At 67.8% G+C, this 17,940-nt stretch carries 18 protein-coding genes; 13 read left to right on the top strand and 5 right to left on the bottom strand.

Annotated features, from left to right (window positions below; genetic code table 11):
• Positions 1 to 60 precede the first annotated feature (60 nt).
• Both AB3K92_RS01320 and AB3K92_RS01315 read right to left on the bottom strand, forming a co-directional pair.
• Positions 61 to 738 carry a response regulator transcription factor gene (locus tag AB3K92_RS01320; RefSeq protein WP_021160456.1) on the bottom strand — a complete coding sequence of 226 codons (678 nt, stop codon included), beginning with the start codon at positions 736 to 738 and terminating at the stop codon, positions 61 to 63.
• A 321-nt stretch (positions 739 to 1,059) separates the two neighbouring features.
• Positions 1,060 to 1,269: a hypothetical protein gene (locus AB3K92_RS01315; protein ID WP_301853509.1), complete on the bottom strand. Its 210-nt coding sequence runs from the start codon at positions 1,267 to 1,269 to the stop codon at positions 1,060 to 1,062.
• A gap of 278 nt (positions 1,270 to 1,547) precedes the next feature.
• On the opposite strand from AB3K92_RS01315, the gene AB3K92_RS01310 reads away from it, so the two are divergent.
• Positions 1,548 to 1,853, top strand: coding sequence for a DUF4148 domain-containing protein (locus tag AB3K92_RS01310; RefSeq protein WP_059587291.1), 306 nt, complete (start codon positions 1,548 to 1,550; stop codon positions 1,851 to 1,853).
• Positions 1,854 to 2,202: 349 nt separating this feature from the next.
• Here AB3K92_RS01310 and AB3K92_RS01305 read toward each other — a convergent pair whose 3' ends face one another.
• From AB3K92_RS01305 to AB3K92_RS01295, 3 genes are all read right to left on the bottom strand, one after another.
• Complete coding sequence (locus AB3K92_RS01305) at positions 2,203 to 3,195, bottom strand: LysR substrate-binding domain-containing protein (protein WP_048027489.1); 993 nt, start codon at positions 3,193 to 3,195, stop codon at positions 2,203 to 2,205.
• Positions 3,196 to 3,810: 615 nt separating this feature from the next.
• Positions 3,811 to 4,683, bottom strand: a complete 873-nt coding sequence (locus AB3K92_RS01300) for a ferritin-like domain-containing protein (RefSeq protein WP_318828938.1) — start codon at positions 4,681 to 4,683, stop codon at positions 3,811 to 3,813.
• A gap of 56 nt (positions 4,684 to 4,739) precedes the next feature.
• Entirely contained in the window at positions 4,740 to 5,687 is a 948-nt protein-coding gene (locus tag AB3K92_RS01295) for a fatty acid desaturase (RefSeq protein WP_366920049.1), read from the bottom strand.
• A 418-nt stretch (positions 5,688 to 6,105) separates the two neighbouring features.
• On the opposite strand from AB3K92_RS01295, the gene AB3K92_RS01290 reads away from it, so the two are divergent.
• The 12 genes from AB3K92_RS01290 to AB3K92_RS01235 are packed head-to-tail and all read left to right on the top strand — an operon-like array spanning position 6,106 to position 17,920.
• Positions 6,106 to 7,869, top strand: coding sequence for a fatty acyl-AMP ligase (locus AB3K92_RS01290; RefSeq protein WP_059816405.1), 1,764 nt, complete (start codon positions 6,106 to 6,108; stop codon positions 7,867 to 7,869).
• A complete protein-coding gene (locus AB3K92_RS01285) occupies positions 7,866 to 8,576 on the top strand; it encodes an ABC transporter ATP-binding protein (protein ID WP_059495768.1) in 711 nt (236 codons plus the stop codon). Before AB3K92_RS01290 ends, AB3K92_RS01285 begins: the two co-directional genes overlap by 4 nt.
• Positions 8,548 to 9,765 carry an ABC transporter permease gene (locus tag AB3K92_RS01280; protein ID WP_301853960.1) on the top strand — a complete coding sequence of 406 codons (1,218 nt, stop codon included), beginning with the start codon at positions 8,548 to 8,550 and terminating at the stop codon, positions 9,763 to 9,765. The genes AB3K92_RS01285 and AB3K92_RS01280 overlap by 29 nt, the downstream gene beginning before the upstream one ends.
• Positions 9,762 to 10,502, top strand: a complete 741-nt coding sequence (locus AB3K92_RS01275; RefSeq protein ID WP_021161211.1) for an outer membrane lipoprotein-sorting protein — start codon at positions 9,762 to 9,764, stop codon at positions 10,500 to 10,502. The genes AB3K92_RS01280 and AB3K92_RS01275 overlap by 4 nt, the downstream gene beginning before the upstream one ends.
• Positions 10,492 to 11,811, top strand: a complete 1,320-nt coding sequence (locus AB3K92_RS01270) for a hypothetical protein (RefSeq protein WP_301853959.1) — start codon at positions 10,492 to 10,494, stop codon at positions 11,809 to 11,811. Before AB3K92_RS01275 ends, AB3K92_RS01270 begins: the two co-directional genes overlap by 11 nt.
• 15 nt (positions 11,812 to 11,826) lie before the next feature.
• Complete coding sequence (locus tag AB3K92_RS01265) at positions 11,827 to 12,930, top strand: hypothetical protein (protein WP_257251203.1); 1,104 nt, start codon at positions 11,827 to 11,829, stop codon at positions 12,928 to 12,930.
• A 58-nt stretch (positions 12,931 to 12,988) separates the two neighbouring features.
• On the top strand, positions 12,989 to 13,243 hold the full coding sequence (locus tag AB3K92_RS01260) for an acyl carrier protein (RefSeq protein ID WP_011350104.1): 255 nt from the start codon (positions 12,989 to 12,991) through the stop codon (positions 13,241 to 13,243).
• 7 nt (positions 13,244 to 13,250) lie between these two features.
• Positions 13,251 to 14,153, top strand: coding sequence for a hypothetical protein (locus AB3K92_RS01255; protein WP_301853958.1), 903 nt, complete (start codon positions 13,251 to 13,253; stop codon positions 14,151 to 14,153).
• Position 14,154: 1 nt separating this feature from the next.
• Positions 14,155 to 14,787 carry a hypothetical protein gene (locus tag AB3K92_RS01250; RefSeq protein WP_301853956.1) on the top strand — a complete coding sequence of 211 codons (633 nt, stop codon included), beginning with the start codon at positions 14,155 to 14,157 and terminating at the stop codon, positions 14,785 to 14,787.
• Positions 14,788 to 15,771: a ferritin-like domain-containing protein gene (locus AB3K92_RS01245; protein ID WP_021164011.1), complete on the top strand. Its 984-nt coding sequence runs from the start codon at positions 14,788 to 14,790 to the stop codon at positions 15,769 to 15,771. It begins immediately after the preceding gene.
• A gap of 3 nt (positions 15,772 to 15,774) precedes the next feature.
• Positions 15,775 to 16,755, top strand: a complete 981-nt coding sequence (locus tag AB3K92_RS01240) for a ketoacyl-ACP synthase III family protein (protein WP_060089119.1) — start codon at positions 15,775 to 15,777, stop codon at positions 16,753 to 16,755.
• Positions 16,745 to 17,920, top strand: coding sequence for a PLP-dependent decarboxylase (locus AB3K92_RS01235; RefSeq protein ID WP_301853950.1), 1,176 nt, complete (start codon positions 16,745 to 16,747; stop codon positions 17,918 to 17,920). The genes AB3K92_RS01240 and AB3K92_RS01235 overlap by 11 nt, the downstream gene beginning before the upstream one ends.
• Positions 17,921 to 17,940 lie beyond the last annotated feature (20 nt).

The following is a 17,940-nucleotide window of genomic DNA, read 5'->3' as shown; positions in this document are numbered from 1 at the left end:
TACCAGCGACGCTTCGGCGCCGGCGGGACATGATCCGTCGAGGACGTCAAGGTCGCGAACTCAGCCAAGGATGTAGCCCGCGCCGCGTACCGTCTGGATCATCTGCTTCGCATCGGGCGGATCGATCTTCTTGCGCAACCGGCCCATGTGCACTTCGATCAGGTTGGTGCCGGGATCGAAGTGATAGCCCCATACGGCCTCGAACAGCATCGTGCGCGTGATGGTCTGGCCGGCATTGCGCATCATGTATTCGAGCACGCGGTATTCGGTCGGCAGCAGCGCGATTTCATCGCCGTCGCGAAACACCTTGCGCGAGATCAGGTCGAGCCTGAGCGGGCCGACGGTCAGCGTCGTGGCGAACGGCGCCGGCGCGGTCTGGCTCCGGCGCAGCAGGACCTCCAGGCGCGCCGCCATTTCCTCGGGATCGAACGGTTTGGTCAGGTAGTCGTCGCCGCCCGCACGCAGGCCGCGCACGCGTTCGTCGACATCGCCGAGCGCGCTCAGCATCAGCACCGGGGTGCGCACGCCGACGCTGCGCATCGTGGTCAGGATCGTGAGGCCGTCGACGACCGGCAGCATGCGGTCGAGCGTGATCACGTCGAACTCGTTGCCGAGCGCGCGGGCCATGCCGTCGCGGCCGTTCGCCACCCATTCGACCGTGAAGCCGCGCCCTTGCAGCTCCCTGACTATTTCGTTTGCGGTGATTTCGTCGTCTTCGATCGTCAGTACGTGCGCCATGGCCGTACCGCTCCTGGCCAGCCTGTCGGGCAGGGCCGGCGTGTTACCGGGGGAAACTGATGATGCCATTTACGATTCTCGTCTTCAGCGAAGGGACGCACGCGCTTCGACACCCGAAGGGCGAGCGCGTTCGGATGGAGACTACACGCGCGCGTGTAAATCGTGCGCGTCGACTTCATGAAGAAAGTTTCATCTACGGCGGCAACGCCCGCCGGCGTTACCGGCGCGCGTTGTTGCGACAGGATGCCGCACGGCCCTTCGCTGTCGCGCACGGACGGTCGCGACCGATCGCTTAGAAAGGTATCGGTAAAGAATCGCGCATCAGCTTCGGTGCGGCTCCACGCCGGGTTGGTCGACGCGATGCGAAGCGACGCGATGTGCCGCGTCCTCCACACGCTGCATGCGCTCGGCCTTCTCGTGTGCGAGCGTCACGTCGGCAATCGCGAGCCCCGTTCCCTGCACCTTCGCGAACGCCAGCAGCGGTGCGCATATCAGCGCGACGAGCGCGGCCATCCTGACGGTCTCTTTCATTGCATTACCCCGATGCAGGCCGCGCCATGCGCAGCGTCGATTGATCACGGGTTCGACGATACGCCCGCACGGCTAACCGTTCGGTCGCGCGTGCATGAAGGTTTCTTTAAGGTTCGATGCGTACGACGACGTTCGCTTCCGCGCGCGGTCGGTCCGGATAAAACTAGTTTCATCTTCGCGCGGCCGTTTCGATAGTCCGCGGTACCTAACCTGTGTCGTGAGGTCGACGCTGGCAATCCACCGTACGGCCGGTTCCCAACGCTTCCCAGGAGTCGAAGATGAAACATCCCGCCCGTTACCTCGCCTGTTCCGCGCTGCTCGCGATGAGCTTCGCCGCGCATGCCGCACCGACGCTCACGCCGGCGCAATGCCACGACTATCCGTTCGTGCATACGCACGGCCCGGTCTCCCATCAGCAATTGATCAACGAGCTGAACGAACTGGAATCCGTCGGCTACAACCCGTCGTCGGGCGACGAGAGCAGCTATCCGGACGATATCGATTCGGCGCAGGCGCGTCTGATGAACGAGTATCAGAAGGATTGCACGGGCGCAGCCAACACCGTCGCGTCGAACGGCAACTGACTCGCCACCGGCGAACGATCTCCGAGTTTGCGCGCGTGCCTCGCGGCCGCGCGCTTTTTTTCGTCGATGCCGCGCGCGCTGCGCGACCGTTTTTTAACGACGGGCGGATCGCGACGGAAGGCAACGACGTGATCGTGAACGTCGCCGGACGTGCGGCGATCGGTACGATCGATTTCACCAGGTACCACGGGCTGCCGCGACCGCCCGTTGTCCCCCGTATGGCAAGCACGCACAGGCTCGCGATCGGCTTCAACGTGCGGGGTCGCTGTTCGGCGGCACGACGCCGCTCGTCACCGCATCGCGCGTCGATCGCACCGGTGTCGCGCGCGACGGCACGCCGCCTGCCGTCCTATCCGACGCGATACATCGGCAGCACGTTGCTGCCGGCCGCTTCCTGGCCCGACGCGAGCGGATGGCGCGCCTGTTCGAGCAGCCAGTTGGTCAGCACCGCGATGTCGAACTCGTTGCACGCATCCGGGTTCTGCACCAGCACGTAACTGCCCGATGCGACCGTGCAGTGCGCGAACAGCTCGACGAGCCGGCCCTGCTTCAGCAGCCCGTCGACCAGCGGCCGCCGCCCGATCGCGATGCCGTGCCCGTCGACCGCCGCCTGCACCAGCTGGTCATACTGGCTGAAATGCAGCGCGCCGGCGGGCCGCAGGCGCGGCACACCGAGTTCCTTCAGCAGATGGCTCCACCCGTGCCACGGCCATTCGCAGCGCGGATCGTCGAGATGCAGCAGCACGTGCTTTTCAAGGTCCTCCGGCTTCATCGACGCCGCATCGCCCGCCGTCGCCATCAGGCTCGGGCTGCAGACCGCCACGACGCGCTCGCGAAACAGCACGTCCGTATCGTCCGTCGACGTATACGGCCCCGCATATCGTACGGCCAGGTGCAAACGTTTGCGTTTAAGATCTTCAATTTCGCTCGTTGCCGATACGCGCACGTCGATGTCGGGGTAGCTTGCGCGGAACGAACCGAGGCGCGGAATCAGCCACAGCGCCGCGAACGATACGGTCGTCGACAACGAGATCGCGCGCTGTCCCACGCTCGACGACAGCTTGCCGATCACCGATTCCAGGTCGGACAACGCGAACGAGATCGCGTCGTACAGCTCCCGTCCCTTGTCGGTCAGCGTCAGGGATCGAATGTGCCGGTGAAAGAGCTCGATCCGGAGTTGCTCCTCGAGTGCCTTGACCTGCCGACTCACGGCAGATTGCGTGACGTTCAGTTCCTGCCCGGCGCGTGTAAAGCTCAAATGACGCGCCGCGCATTCGAAGCCTCTCAGGAAATCCAGCGAAGGCATACTTCTCAATCGTTTTGCCAATCTCACATTAGCCATACCGCCGCCTCAAAGTTGCACCCATCGACAGGCAAGTCGCCTTTCGTTCCCCTGAATCGTTTCTCCTATTTGGATTCTGAAGCGATTTTATATTGAAGGATGGATGCGGATCATTCTTATTTTCAATCGTGACACTTGTATTTATCTATCGATTTTAGCCACCACGGAAATTCTTACATTAAAATTATGAAGTAGTGATTTTGTAAATAAATATTCGGGTGGAATGATGCCTGGAACGGCCTGAAAATACCCGCAAAAACAGCGCATTGCGGGCAAAAAACGATGCAATGACGGGCATCCCGACGTCGCAACGGAATCACGCGCCCGCGCCTACAATACAATTTCAACCGCCCGACATATTTATTAATTTGCCGCATTACGGAAAGAAAACACACCTCAACATACACGCGGAATACCATTTAAATCCGGAATTTCATGTTTATAAAAATATACTAAACGCATGAAATTGGATTGAACCATGCAATAACAGGAAATTGATGAACCAATTGTGTCCGGAAATGAATATCCCGCCGGCCGGATACGGCACGCCGTGCTCACCACGTCATCTTGCCGGCCGGAATCGGTTCCGCCCATGCCGGGCGGAACACGCATCCGCTATATGGCGTCCACCATGCCATCCGCCACACGGTTCGTCCGCGCGGTCACTTCGCGGCGATAGCGGTTCAGCTCCTGCGCGGTCGTGAACGTGCGCTCGAACAGGATCGACAGGTTGTGCAGGATCCGCTCGACGACCTTCTTTTCCCACTCGCCGTCGAACCGGATCTGCTCGTCGAGCCAGCGCTCGAGCCATTCCGGATCGGGCAGGCGCGACTGCACGGTATCGCGCGGGAACAGCGCCTGGTTCACGTGCAGGTTGGTCGGGTGCAGCGGCTTCTCGGTGCGGCGCGCCGACGCCATCAGCACGCCGATCTTCGCGAACGCCGCGCGCGCGACGTCACCGCAGTTGTTCAGCGCCTTCTTCATGTAGCGCAGGTAGGCGCCGCCATGGCGCGCTTCATCGCGCGAAATCGTCTCGTAGATCTGCTTGATGACCGGCTCGGTGTGCCAGTCGGCCGCGCAGCGGTACCAGTGGTTCAGGCGGATCTCGCCGCAGAAGTGCAGCATCAGCGTCTCGAGCGGCGGTGCCGGGTCGAATTCGAAGCGCACCGCGTGCAGTTCCTCTTCGGTCGGCACCCTCTCCGGCCGGAAGCGGCGCAGGTATTCCATCAGCACGAGCGAATGCTTCTGCTCCTCGAAGAACCACACGCTCATGAACGCGGAAAAGTCGCTGTCGTGCTGGTTGTCGCGCAGGAACATTTCCGTCGCGGGCAGCGCCGACCATTCGGTGATCGCGTTCATCCTGATCGTCTCGGCCTGCTCGTCGGTGAGCAGCGAAGCGTCGAACTTGTCCCACGGAATGTCCTTCTCCATGTTCCAGCGTACCGCTTCCAGCGACCTGAATAATTCCGGATAGAGCATCGTCGTCACCGTCGTTGAACAACGTTCCGGCACGGCACGCACGCGGGCGGCCGGCCCCGTCGCGGTCATGCCGATTGCGTGGACGCCGGCGCCGCCGCTTCGGCATCGGGCGCACGCTCGTCCGCATCGTCGTCCACCGTGCGCGGCGACAGCCTGCCGCGCAGCAGCGCGTAATAGAACTGCCGGTACGTGCGGTGGTAATAGCGGATGCGCGGCCCGATCGCGCCATGCAGATCGTGCAGCCGCTCGATCGGCAGGTTCGGCATCATGTGATGCTCGACGTGATAGTTGTTGCCGTTCGTGAACCACGTCATGAACGCGTTGCTCTCGATCGTCCGCGTGTTGCGGAACGGATCGGTGCTCGTCAGGTCGCAGCGGTAGTGCTCGGGCATCTCGACCAGCGCATGCACGGGCGCGGCGACGAACACCAGCGGCACGACCCACACCCACACGGCAAACCACGTATGCAGCGCGACCGACACGCCGGCCAGCAGCGCGATCACGGCGACCATCAGCAGGTGATCGCGGCGGATCGCGCGCGACACGAGCGGGTTGTCGCCGAAGCGCGCTCCCGGCACGACGAGCTTCGCGACGTTCTTCGCGAACTGGATATAGTGCGCGGCCATCGACAGCCGCCACGCCCACAGCCCGAGATTGACGACGGGGCTCGCGCCGTACTGGTCGCCGTAGTCGAAGAACTCCTTGTTCTCCGGCGTGCCGAGCAGCCGGTGATGACGCAGGTGGCTGTCCTGGTACGCGTGGAACGACACCAGCATCGGCATGCCGAGCAGCACGCCGAACACCATGTTGAGCCGCTTGCTCCGGAACCCCTGGTAGTGCAGCGCCTGGTGCTGCAGCTCGACGCCGTGTGCGTACATCGCGCCGATCAGCAGGATCCCGACGATCTTCAGGACCACATACGTCGACAGCGCGAACAGCATGCCGTGCGCAATGAGCGCGACGTATACCGCGAGCTTCAGCGAGAAGACGACGCCGCTCGGGCGGCTCTTCATGTCTGCAACCGGTTTCTGACGGGCGACAAGCGATGAGGTGACGGACAAGACGCTCTCCTTGAGCCGGACCCTGCCCGGCGCCATGACACGGCGACGCTGGCGCGCTGCCGGGTTGCAATTCTTCTGTGAGTCGATGCTTCGGACAAGCGAATTTTCCGAACGCATTGCATGACGCCCGCGCATGAGCGCACCACATCGTGAACTAGACGACCGGTCGAATGCGTACCGGTCATTCACCTGGCGCGGCTTCACATGCATCCGTGCGGGGCAGACCCGAGTGGATGCGTGCCGCTCATGCATAGCCTGCAAATATTCCGTTTGTCGCGTCATGTCGATCCGGCAAGAATCCCCCTCACTCGACGAACGGCGCCGCCGGCACCGTGGCACGAGCGGCCGTGTTCCTCAACGGGAGATTCTCGTGACGAAGTGCGCATCCACCATTCATCGCCTGATCGAATCGCTCGAGGACGTCGCGGGCGCCACGCATCGCATGACGTTCGTCGACGAGGCCGGCAACGAGGCAGGCATCACGTACCGGCGCTTCGCGGAAGCAGTGTTTCACCAGGCCGGCGCGCTGCGTGAACTCGACGTGCGCGAGAACGACCTGGTGATGCTCGCCTTGCCCGCGTCGGTCGAGCACGCGGTCGCGATGATGGCCTGCGTGATGACGGGCGCGCTGCCCTGCACCGTGCCCGTCCCCGCGCGTCGCGCCACCGCCGGCAGGCAAGTGATCGACGTCGCGTGCGAGCTGTACCGGCCGCGCCTCGTCATTGCCGCCGATGCGCAGGCCGCCGCGTGGCGCGACGACGCGTTTCCCGCGGCATCGACGCGCGTGGTCGATCTCGACACGCTGTCGATCGCCGCGGATGCCGGCGCACGCGCGCTGATCAGCGCGAAAAGCGGCCGCGACCCGCACCATGTGCAGCTCACGTCGGGCTCGACGTCGCACCCGAAAGCCGCGGTGCTCAGCCATGAGAACGTGATCGCGAACGTGCTCGGCATCGGCGGGTCGGTCCGCTTCGACATCGCGGCCGGTGACGGCACCGCCTCGTGGCTGCCGCTCTATCACGACATGGGGTTGCTCACGCTGCTGTCGAACCTGCATTACCGCGCGCCGCTGCTGATGATGCAGCCGAACAGCTTCATCCGGAATCCGCTCGGCTGGCTGAAACGCATCGCGTCGGCGCGCGCGACCACGACGTCGGTGCCGACCTTCGCGCTGCGCTACTGCGTGCGCCGCTTCAATGCCGCCGCGATGGAAGGCGTCGACCTGTCCGCATGCCGCAACATCTTCATCGGCGGCGAACGCGTGGACGACACGACGCTGCGCGACTTCGCCGCGACGTTCGCGCCGTACGGCCTCGCGGCATCGGCGCTGCAGCCATGCTACGGGATGGCCGAATCGACGCTCGCGGTGTCGATGCATCGTGCGTGGCATGAAGGCACGGTGGACGGCGCACCGTACGTGATCGCCGACACGCTCGACCGGCGCGCGCTGATCGAGCGCCGCGACGCGCAACCGGCCGCCGCGAACGATGGCGCCGACACCGAGACCGAAACCGTGCTCGCGATGGGCACGCCGATCGACGGCATGGCCTTCCGCATCCTCGACGACGGCGACCACGCGCTCGCGAACCGCGCCGTCGGCGAAGTCGCGATTCGCGGCACGTCGGTGATGCTCGGCTACCTGAATCCCGACGACGGCTCGATCGCCGCGCCGCTGACGGCCGACGGCTGGTTCCGCACCGGCGACATCGGCTACGTCGCGGACGGCCAGCTCCATATCCTCGGGCGCAAGAAGGAAGTCATCATCATCCGCGGCAGCAACTACTTCCCGCACGACATCGAGGAAGCGCTGGCATCGCATCGCACGCTGCGCAAGAGCACGTGCATCGCGTTCGGGCTGCCCGACCCCGAGACGGGCACCGAGCGGCTGGTCGTCGCGATCGAGGCGCGGCCCGCCGACGCGACACCGCAGACGCGTGCCGAGTGCCAGCAGCTGCTCGCATCGCGCATCGGCTTCGCCGCGCAGGATCTGTGCTTCGTCGAGCCCGGCTCGTTGCCGCGCACCACGAGCGGCAAGCTGCAGCGCCTGAAATGCCGCGACCTCTATGCGAACGGCGCGCTGCCGGTCATCCACGCGGCGGCGGCGGTCGAAGCCGGCCAGGGAGCGTACGCATGACGGCCGCCCCGCTCACGCCGGTGCTCGAGCTGCGCGACGTCACGCGCGTGTACGAGGGCGCGGGCCGCGTCGTCGCGGTGCGCGACGCGACGATCTCGATCGGCCGGCGCGACGTCGTCGCGCTCGTCGGCCCGTCGGGCAGCGGCAAGAGCACGCTGCTCAACCTGGCCGGCTTTCTCGACGTGCCGAGCAGCGGCGAACGCTGGCTCGAAGGCCGTCGGATCGACGACGCACCGGACACGCTCGAACGGATCCGCCGCGAGCGCATCGGCTTCGTGTTCCAGCAGTTCAACCTGATTCCGGTGATGTCCGCGCTCGAAAACGTCGAGCTCGGCTGCTTCGCGTGGGGCACGCCGCGCACGCGCCGCGAGCGGGCCCGCGCGATGCTCGACGCGGTGGGGCTCGCCGCGCGCGAACGCCACCGCCCCGGCGAGCTGTCCGGCGGCGAGCAGCAACGGGTCGCGCTGGCGCGCGCGCTCGCCAAGGAGCCGGCGATCGTGATCGCGGACGAGCCGACCGCCAGCCTCGACAGCACCAACGCGCGCGCGGTGGCCGAGCTGATCCTCGACACCAACCGCACGCTGGGCACCGCCTTTCTGATTGCGTCGCACGACGATCGTCTGTGCGCGCACCTGCCGCGCCGCATCGAGATGCGCGACGGCGTACCGGGAGTGAATCGTGAACTGGTCGACGTTTGCGTGGCGTAACCTCTGGCGCAACAAGCGCCGCACCGTGCTGACGATGGCGATGATCGGCGTCGCCGCGTTCGCGTCGAGCCTCGCGCTCGGCTACGTGATCGCGACCTTCGACGCGGTGCGCGAAGGCTCGATCGACAGCGGCGTCGGCCACGTGCAGGTGCTGCACCACGGTTATCTCGACCTGATCGGCGAACGGCCGCTGCAGTACGGGCTGACCGCCGACGAGCAGGCAACCGCCGCGCGCGCCGTCGCCGCTCTGCACGGCGTCGCCACCACCGCGCGCGGCATCGACTTCGACGGGCTGATCTCGAACGGCGATCTCAGCTACGGCTTCGTCGGCGAAGGCATCGAGCCGAACCGCGAGCCGCCCGGCTTCTTCGACTATCACACGGTGCTGTCGGGCCGCTACCTGTCGCCCACGAATGCCGGCACCGAAGTCGTCGTCGGCGCCGAACTCGCGCGCAAGCTCGGCGTGCACGTCGGCTCGGTCGTGCAGCTGATGGCCTCGACCGCGCACGGCGGCATCAACGCGACCGACGCGCAGATCGTCGGCGTGATGAGCACGGGCAACAAGGACGTCGACGAACGGATCGTCAACGTGACGTTCGCGGCCGCGCAGGCACTGCTGCGCACCGACCGCGCATCGCGCATCGCGGTGTTCCTGTCGGACACGGCGCGCACGCCGGCCGCCGCCGCGACGCTGCGCGCCGCGCTGCCCGCGCTCGACGTGAAGACCTGGGACCAGCTCGTGTCGCTCTATCACCAGGTCGTCGCGCTGTACAAGAACCAGTTCTCGGTGTTCGGCGCGATCCTGTGCGTGACGATCCTGCTGTCGATGAGCAACTGGATCCTGATGAGCATCGTCGAGCGCCGCCGCGAGATCTCGACCCTGCGCGCGCTCGGCGTGCCGGCCGCGACGGTGCGCGGCGTGCTGATCCAGGAGACCGCGTTCCTCGGCCTGCTCGGCGCGGCCGCCGGCATCGCGGCGGCGCTGCTGACGATGGTCGCGCTCAACCATGCGCAGATCCACTTGCCCGCGCCGCCCGGCCGCGTGAAGCCGATCCTGCTCGAATTCACGGTTTCGCCGGCCGCCATGGCCGCCGTCGAAGGCGCGTTCGTCGTGCTCGGCGTGGCCGCCGCGCTGCTCGCGACGCTCGGGCTCGCCAAACGCAACATCCTCGAAGGACTCGCCCCATGAACCGCATTCGCCTGATGGTCGCCGCGCTCGTCGCGTGCGCGCCGCTCGCCCACGCAGCCGACGCACCGGCGGCCCAGACCATGCTCGCCCGTGCCGACGCGTACCGCAGCACGGCCGCCGATACGCAGACGAACATCCAGATCACGAACGAGGTCGGCGGACAATCCGGCGACGCGACGCGCTATCTCGTCTACACGCGCGGCAACGGCGACACGCTCGCGCTGACGCGCAGCGGCGAGAACGACGGCCAGAAGTATCTCGCGACGACGCGCGGCCACTGGTTCTACGTGCCGAACACGCGCAGCGCGGTACGCATCAACGGGATGCAGCGGCTGCAGGGCGAGGTCGTGATCAGCGACATCACGCGCACGCACTGGGCGGACAGTTATCGCGCGTCGGCCGCGCCCGGCGCGACGACGATCGCCGGCAAGCCGGCCACCGAGCTCGACCTGACCGCGACCGATCCCGACAACGTCTACCCGACGATCAAGCTGTGGGTCACGCCCGACACCGACGTGCCGGTGCGCGCGCAGTTCTTCCTCGCGAGCGGCCTGCTGTTCCGCAGCGCCGATTTCTCCGCGCCGGTCGATGCGAACGGGCGCAAGGTGATCCGCAAGATCACCTATCGCAACGAGATCGAGAAGCAGCGCGCGAGCGTCGTCGACATCCTCGACGGCCAGCCGCGCAAGATTCCGTCGGGCTGGTTCAACCCCGACACGCTTGCCGATGGCCAGTGACCACGACGCCCATGCCGACGCCCTTCGTGACCGCCCTCGCCCCCCGTCCGGCCGCCTCCGGCGCGGCGTCGTCCTCGCCGTTCCGCTCGCGCTCGGCTGCACGCTCGCGCACGGAGAATCGCTGATGGAACAGTTGAGCACGCTGAACGGCATCGCCTACGCACGCTCGGTCGACAGCATGGACGGCCATGCGCTGCTCGGCAGCCTGATCGGCGACCAGCCGCGCAACCAGCAGGAAGCGGGCCTGCTCGCGCGCATCGACGGCGAGAACCTGTTCCTGAACGCGCGCGCCGTCGCGAGCAACCATTCGCTCGGCGCGCAGGCCACCCGCTTCAACGAGGCCGGCGTGCGCTACGCATTCGACAACGGCATCACGCTCACCGCCGGCAAGCGGATCGACCCGCTCGACACGTCGCAGGCGTTCTTCCCGCTCGGCTTCTTCCAGAAGCGGGCCGCGACGGCCGACATCTACGACCGCTACGGCGACGTCGAAGGCACGCCGCTCGTCGAAGCGAAGTGGGCCGGCGAACAGGCCACGCTGCAGTTCATCGCCGGCGAGAACCGCACGCTGCGCAACGACGTCGACAACCGCGACGTGCAGGGCGCGACGCAGCTCGTGCGCGGCGCGTACAACTGGTCGGGCGGCTCGGCCGCGCTGCTCGCCGGACGTCATGCGGGCCGCGGCGGCGCGGGCGCGACGCTGTCGTTCGACGTCGCGCGCTCGAACACCGTCTATGCGAGCGCATGGCTCGAACGCGGCACGACACGGCCGCTGCCGGCCTTCATCGCGAACGGCACGCCGCTCGATTCGCCGGCCGCCTACGACGCCGTCGATCGCCGCAACGACCGCCAGGTCATGTGGCGCAGCGCGGTCGGCATGCAGAGCGCATTGCCCGGCAACCTGTCGCTGATCGTCGAGTGGTCGCACGACGAGGCGCGTTACGACGCGAACCAGTGGCGCCGGATGGTCGGCGCGGTGCGCGCGAACAACGCGCTGCTGCCCGTCGCGCCCGGCCCCGCGCTGGCCGGCCTCGGCGGCACCGCCGATTTCGTGAGCGCGGACGGCAACCTGCGCGACTACCTGTTCGCGCGGCTCGGCAAGAAGATCGGCCGCGTCGAGTATTCGCTGCGCGGCGTCTATTCGCCGCAGGACAAGGGCCTGCTCGCGATCGCCCAGGTCGTCGCCGACGTGAACAAGCGCGTGAGCGTCGATGTCGCGCTCACCCGCGCGTTCTCCGACAGCAACTCCGAGTACCGGATGGTCGGTCTCGGCACCCGTATCGACGCCGCCGTGCGCGTGCGCTTCTGACAGGAACCCCGCCCCATGTCCACGCTTTCCGCCCCCGCTTCGTCCGTCGACCTGCCCGCACCGCTGCTGCTGCGCGTGGCCGACCAGGCCGCGTATCCGGTGCTGCGCCACCTCGACTCGATCGGCACCATCGGCACGCCGCCGCGCGCGGCCGCCCGGCTCGTCGAGGCGGCCGCCGTGCGGCTGCTCGACAGCGAGATGGTGATCGCGCTGCGCGCCGCCACGCCGGACGTGCTGCCCGATTCGTCCGCATCGACGCCGCTGCGGCACGACGAGGCGCCGCTCACGGAAGCGCTGCTCGGCCAGATCGAACGCGAAGGGTTTCACCACCTGTTCAAGCCGTTCATGCGCGCGTTCATCCGCATCATGTTCGGGCTGTTCTTCTCCGACGACCAGAACCGTCGCGCATGCGACTGCATCGACAGCGGCCACAACTTCGCGTTCCTGATGAGCGACGGCGGCGGCCCGACCCTCGCCGCCTGGCGCACGGTCGTGCGCAGCGACGATCACGGCCTTGCGCTCACCGTCGACAAGGTGTGGGGCATCGAAGCGCATCGCGACTGCATGGCGGTCGTCGCCGCGCGGTTGCCGGGCGTGATGTTCCCGGCCGCGTACCTCGTGTGGCCCGACGAATACCGCAAGCTCGCGCGCACGACCTGCGGCGCGCCGTTCCTGGCGGGCAACCTGCAGCTCGCGAACGTCGGCGGCCAGGTGCGCGTGAGCGCCGAGGATCGCCTGCGGATCGGCGGCCCGACCGTGTTCAACAAGTACCTGACCGTCGTGCGCCCCTACTTCGTCCGCGCGCTGATGGCGCACGTCGAATGGCTCGCGCAAACCGGCCGCGTCGAGCTCGACGCCGACGCGCGCGCCGTCCACCGCTTCATCGCGGACGCCGCGCGCAACCAGACCGACGACGCGCACTACAGCTTCGGCAAGGTGCAGCGCGTGCTCGCGATCAAGCTGCTGTCGAACGAGTTCCTGACGGCGCTCGTGCGCGACGGCCGGGTCGCGACGTTCGACGACCAGCGCGACCTGCTGGCGTTTTCGAAGATGGAAGGCAGTTCGTACCGTTGTTATCACGAGCTTCGCAAGAGCCTGCGCTGCGAAGCCGGCAGTTGACCCACGCGACAGGCCGATCGATCCCGATCAACCCACTTCATTACCAGGAGCTCCTCTCATGACGACCCAGAACGTTCCGGCCGACGCGCTCGACATCCTGTCCCGCGAAGTCGCGAAGATCCTCAATGTCGAGACCGTCGACACCGACGCCGGCATCGGCGAACTCGGCATCGATTCGCTGAACATCGTCGAGCTGATCGTGTTCTGCGAACAGCTCTACGGTTCGATCGACCCGGAAGCGCTGAACATCACGCAGTACACGACGCTGCAGCAGCTCGACGCGCAACTGCGCCGCCAGCAGCACGCCGCCTGACACGACGATGCTCGCGCCCCTTGCGACCGTGGCGGCCGCTGCCGCCGAGCCGCTCCCGGTGGCCCCAGCGGCCCCGGCGATCGCGCTGACCGTGCAGGCGCTCGCGTACCGGCGCGTCGCGCCGGCGCGCGACGGCGCGGCCGTGCCGCTCGACGACACGGCCCGCGCGATCGGCGCGCTCGCGTGCGCCGAACGCGAGCGGCTGTGCGGCGCGGTCGGCGCGGACGACTACGTGGTCAGCTCGACGATCCTGTCGATGCTGCTGATGAACGATTCGCCGCAGCATCGCGTGTTCGCGCAGGCGCTCGCCGGCGCGAACGACTACACGCCCGACTGGATGACCTGCTCGTACGAATGCGCGGGCTGGGGCTACGTGCTGCGCCGCGCGCTCGCCACCGCGGCCGAAACCGGGCCGCGCACGCTGCTGCTGCAGATCGTCGACGTCGACGTGCACGGCTATACGTACTGGCACGGCAACCCCGCGTGGGGGCGTTCGGGCTTCGGCGTGTGCACGCTGCTCATCGACGTCGGCCGCGAAGCGTCGCCGGCCGCACCGTCGGTGCTCGCGGACGCCGCGCCGCCGGCCAGCGCGGTCGTGCGGCTCGGCCGCGACATCCGCACCTTCTGCGCGGCCCGCCCCGGCGTGCACGCGGCGCTGCCGTTCTTTCCGGCGACGTCGCGCCGCGCGCTGCTCGCGTCGGTCGGCAAGACGCCGCTGCTGCCCGACGGCCACGGGCTGTTCGGCCATGCGTTCGGCAGCGATCCGTGGCTGTCGGTGCTGCTCGCGCATCGCGACGGCGACACGCCGCACCGCGCGGCCGTCTGCTCGCTCGCGCTGAACGGCTATTACGCGGTCGCCGACGTCGCATTCGCGCCGGACGCGACGTTCTCTCTCGACAGCGAGGCATGACATGGTGCGGCCCGTTCACTTCACCTACCGGATCGAGCGCGATGCGCGGCAGCCCGTCGCGGTCGCCGCGAGCGCGTACCGGATGCCGCTCGACACGCCGGCCGACTATGCGCGCGCCGCGCTCGCGGAAGCGGCCGGAGAACCGTACGACGCCGGCAATGCCGGCGACGCATCCGGCAGCGAGCGCCGCGTGCTCCTCGACCACGTCCAGTATTTCGCATTCCTTGCGGAAGTGTCCGTGCGCATCCGCGACGCGGTGCATCCCGACGCACGTGTGTTCATCGAAGTCTGCGCGCCGTACTTCGGCGCGCTGCCGGCCGAACTGCTCGCGCCGCACGTGCTGCTCGGCGTGCACCTGTACGACGAGGCCCTGCGCGACGCCGCGCGCGGCGCGCCCGTCGTGTGGATCGGCGACCGGATCCTGCGCGATGCCGAGTTCTCCGGCGACAACCGCGTGTGCTGCGCGATCTGGCCCGCGCGGCTCGCCGATGCGTTCGACGCGCAGCTGCGCGGCCCGTGGCCGTCGTATGCGATCCGCCTCGTGCCGCATCCGCCGACACCGCGCGCCGCCGCCGCGACGCTTACCGATTCCGCCCATCATTCCGGCGCCGCCGCGCGGCCGGGGAGACCCTAAATGACTGACACGCTCACCGTTATGCAGGACACGGCCGACATCCGCTGGTCGATGCCCGTCGACGCCCTGATGTCGAACGACTACGCGCTGCGCGAAGAGGCGCTGAACCGGCTCTACGAAAAGGCGAAGGCCGCGCAGTGGGACGTCGCGACCGACGTCGACTGGAGCCACGACCTCGACCCGGCGAATCCGCTCGGCATGCCCGACCCGACGCTGCTGATCTACGGCACCGAGCTGTGGAGCAAGCTGTCCGACGCCGACAAGCGCGAGGTGCGCCATCACGCGCAGGGCTGGCTGCTGTCTCAGATCCTGCACGGCGAACAGGCCGCGCTGATCTGCGCATCGAAGCTCGCATCGGCCGAGGATGGGCTGAGCGCACGCCTGTGCGCCGCCGCGCAGATGATGGACGAAGCGCGCCACGTCGAGGCATACGCGAAGCTCGTCAACGAGAAACTCGACGTCAGCTACCCGATGAGCCGCTCGCTGAAGGGCCTGCTGCACGACACGATCACGAGCAGCGCGCTCGACATGACGAACCTCGGGATGCAGGTGCTCGTCGAGGGCATCGCGCTGTCGATCTTCCAGAGTGTCGTCGCGTACAGCACCGACCCGTTCATCAAGGATCTGTTCCTGCGGATCCAGCGCGACGAGGCACGTCACTTCGCGGTCGGCCGGATCACGCTGTGCCGCGTGTATGCGGAGATGAGTTCGACCGAGCTGCGCGAGCGCGAGGAATTCGTCTGCGAAGGCGCGGCCGTGCTGTACGAGCACCTGTGCGCGGACGACATCTGGGAGCCGATGGGCCTGTCGAAGCGCGAATGCAGCGCGATGGTGCGCGAGTCGCCGGTCTCCAGCTCGATCCGCCGCTCGATCTTCCGGCGCCTGGTGCCGACGATCCGCGAGATGGGCCTGCTCACGCCGACCGTGCAGGCGACCTTCGAAAAACTCGATGTTCTCGACTACGCGGCGATGCCGCTCAACTGAACCATGACGAACTCCTCCCAGGCATCACGCGATTTCTGGATCGGCATCGACGCGGTGGCCTACGAACTGCCGGGCCCGCCGGTCGACATCGAGGCATGGGCCGCCGAGCGCGACTACCCGGCGCAACGGGCCGCGGCGATCGCGCAGTCGGGCAGCCGCTACTTCCACATGGCGCTCGACACGAGCGAGACCGATCTCGCGATCGCGGCGGCGGGCCGCCTGCTCGACACCGCGCGCGTGCATCCGTCCGACATCGGCGCGATCGTCCACGTGCACACGCAGCAGTTCAGCGTGCCGCCCGCGCCGCGCAGCCTGCCGCACGAGCTCGCCGCGCAGCTCGGCATCGAGCCGCTGTGGCTCGGCTCGGTCGCGCAGCTGAACTGCGTGTCGGTCGCGGCCGGCATCGAAACCGTTCGCGCGCTGATGCGCCGTTATCCGCAACTCGACGCGGCGCTCGTCGTGTCGTCCGACCGCGTGTACGGCGAAGATTACCGGATGCGGCAGATGACGGGCGTGCAGTGCGACGGCGCGGCCGCGATGCTGATCGCGCGCAACAGCACGAAGAACCGGCTCGGCGGCATCGCGATCGAGACGCACGCGAAATGGCATCGCGGCTCGGACACCGTCGCCGCGAACGAGGCCGACCTGATCATGATGGAGTGGCCGTACACGCGCAAGGCGATCGACGCGGCGGTCGCGCTCGAGCCGCACGCGCTCGACGCATACGAGCTCGTGCTGCCGCACAACGCCGACCTGCCGGGCTGGAACGCGCTGTGCCGCGCGATGCGCGTGCCGGCCGAGCGACTGTATGCGGAGAACATCCATGCGCGCGGCCATGCGTGCTGCTCGGATTTCCCGATCAACCTGGCCGACGTCGGGCTCGACGCGGTCGCGCGCGGGCAGCGCGTGCTCGGCGTGATGCAGTCGAACTGCGGCGCGTATGCGGCCGCCACGCTCCATCCGGTGGGCCGCCATGACGCCTGAACGCCCGCTTCCCTCCGCCGGCGACCACGCGTGGATCGCCGACCTGCGCACGCCGTGCTACGTGTACGAGCCGGAAGTCGCGATTGCGCGCTACCGGTCGTTGAAGGCGCGGCTCGGCACGCGGCTGATCGTGTCGCTGAAGGCGAACCCGAATCAGGACATGCTCGCGCGCTGTGCCCATGCGTACGAGGACGGCGTCGAACTCGCGAGCCGCGGCGAACTCGACGCGGTGATCGGCCGGATCAGGACGCCGCGCTACCTGAACAACCCGTCGATGGACGAGATGTTCATGCGTGCCGGGCTCGCGTCGCGCTGCCATTTCGTGCTCGACAACCCGGACGCGGTCGCGCGCTTCGTGCCGCTGGCGCGCGAAGCCGCGGCCGGCGGCGGCACGCCGGGCCCGGTACTGCTGCGCGTGAATGCCGGCGCGCTGGCCGGCGACGACGCGCGGGCGCTGTGGCACGACCACTTCGGGATGACGCCGAACGAGGCGCACGACGCGGTACGCACGCTCGCCGCCGCCGGCCTGCCCGTCGTCGGGCTGCACGTGTTCTCCGGCCCGCATTCGTTCATCCGCCAGGACGCGACGCAGCCCGACACGCTCGTGCTGCCGGAGCGGCTCGCGGCGCTCGCCCGCGATCTCGCGCCGGCCAACGGCGCACCGCTCGGCTCGCTGAGCCTCGGCGGCGGCTTCGCCGACGATCACCCGGGCGATGCCGCGTTCGAGCGCTATGCGACCGCGCTCGCCCCGCTGGCCGGCCGCTACTCGCTCGCGCACGAATCCGGCCGCGCGATCTTCGCCGACGCGGGCGTGTTCGCGACGCGCGTCGTCGCGGTCAAGACATGGCCGGACCGCACGATCGCCGTCTGCGACGGCGGGCTGTCGCATGCGTTCCTGCTCGCGCAGACCGAATCGGTGATGCGCCGGCTGGCCGCGCCGTCGCTCGTGCGCCGCACGCCTGCACCGCCCGCGCGCGGCGTGCCGACGATCTACGCCGGCAGCACGTGCAGCCGCGCGGACGTGATCGGCCGCGACGATACGGGCGCGCCGCCGCAGGTCGGCGACATCGCCGTGTTCGCGCGCTGCGGCGCCTATCACCGGACGTACTCGATGGCGCATTTCCTGTCCCACGAAGCCGCGCACGTGTACGTGCGGCCCGCCTAGACCCACCAGAGAGAGGAGCC

The organism is Burkholderia sp. Bmkn7, assembly GCF_041103175.1.
Lineage (GTDB): Bacteria > Pseudomonadota > Gammaproteobacteria > Burkholderiales > Burkholderiaceae > Burkholderia > Burkholderia cepacia.
This window is presented reverse-complemented; position numbering and strand designations above follow the sequence as displayed.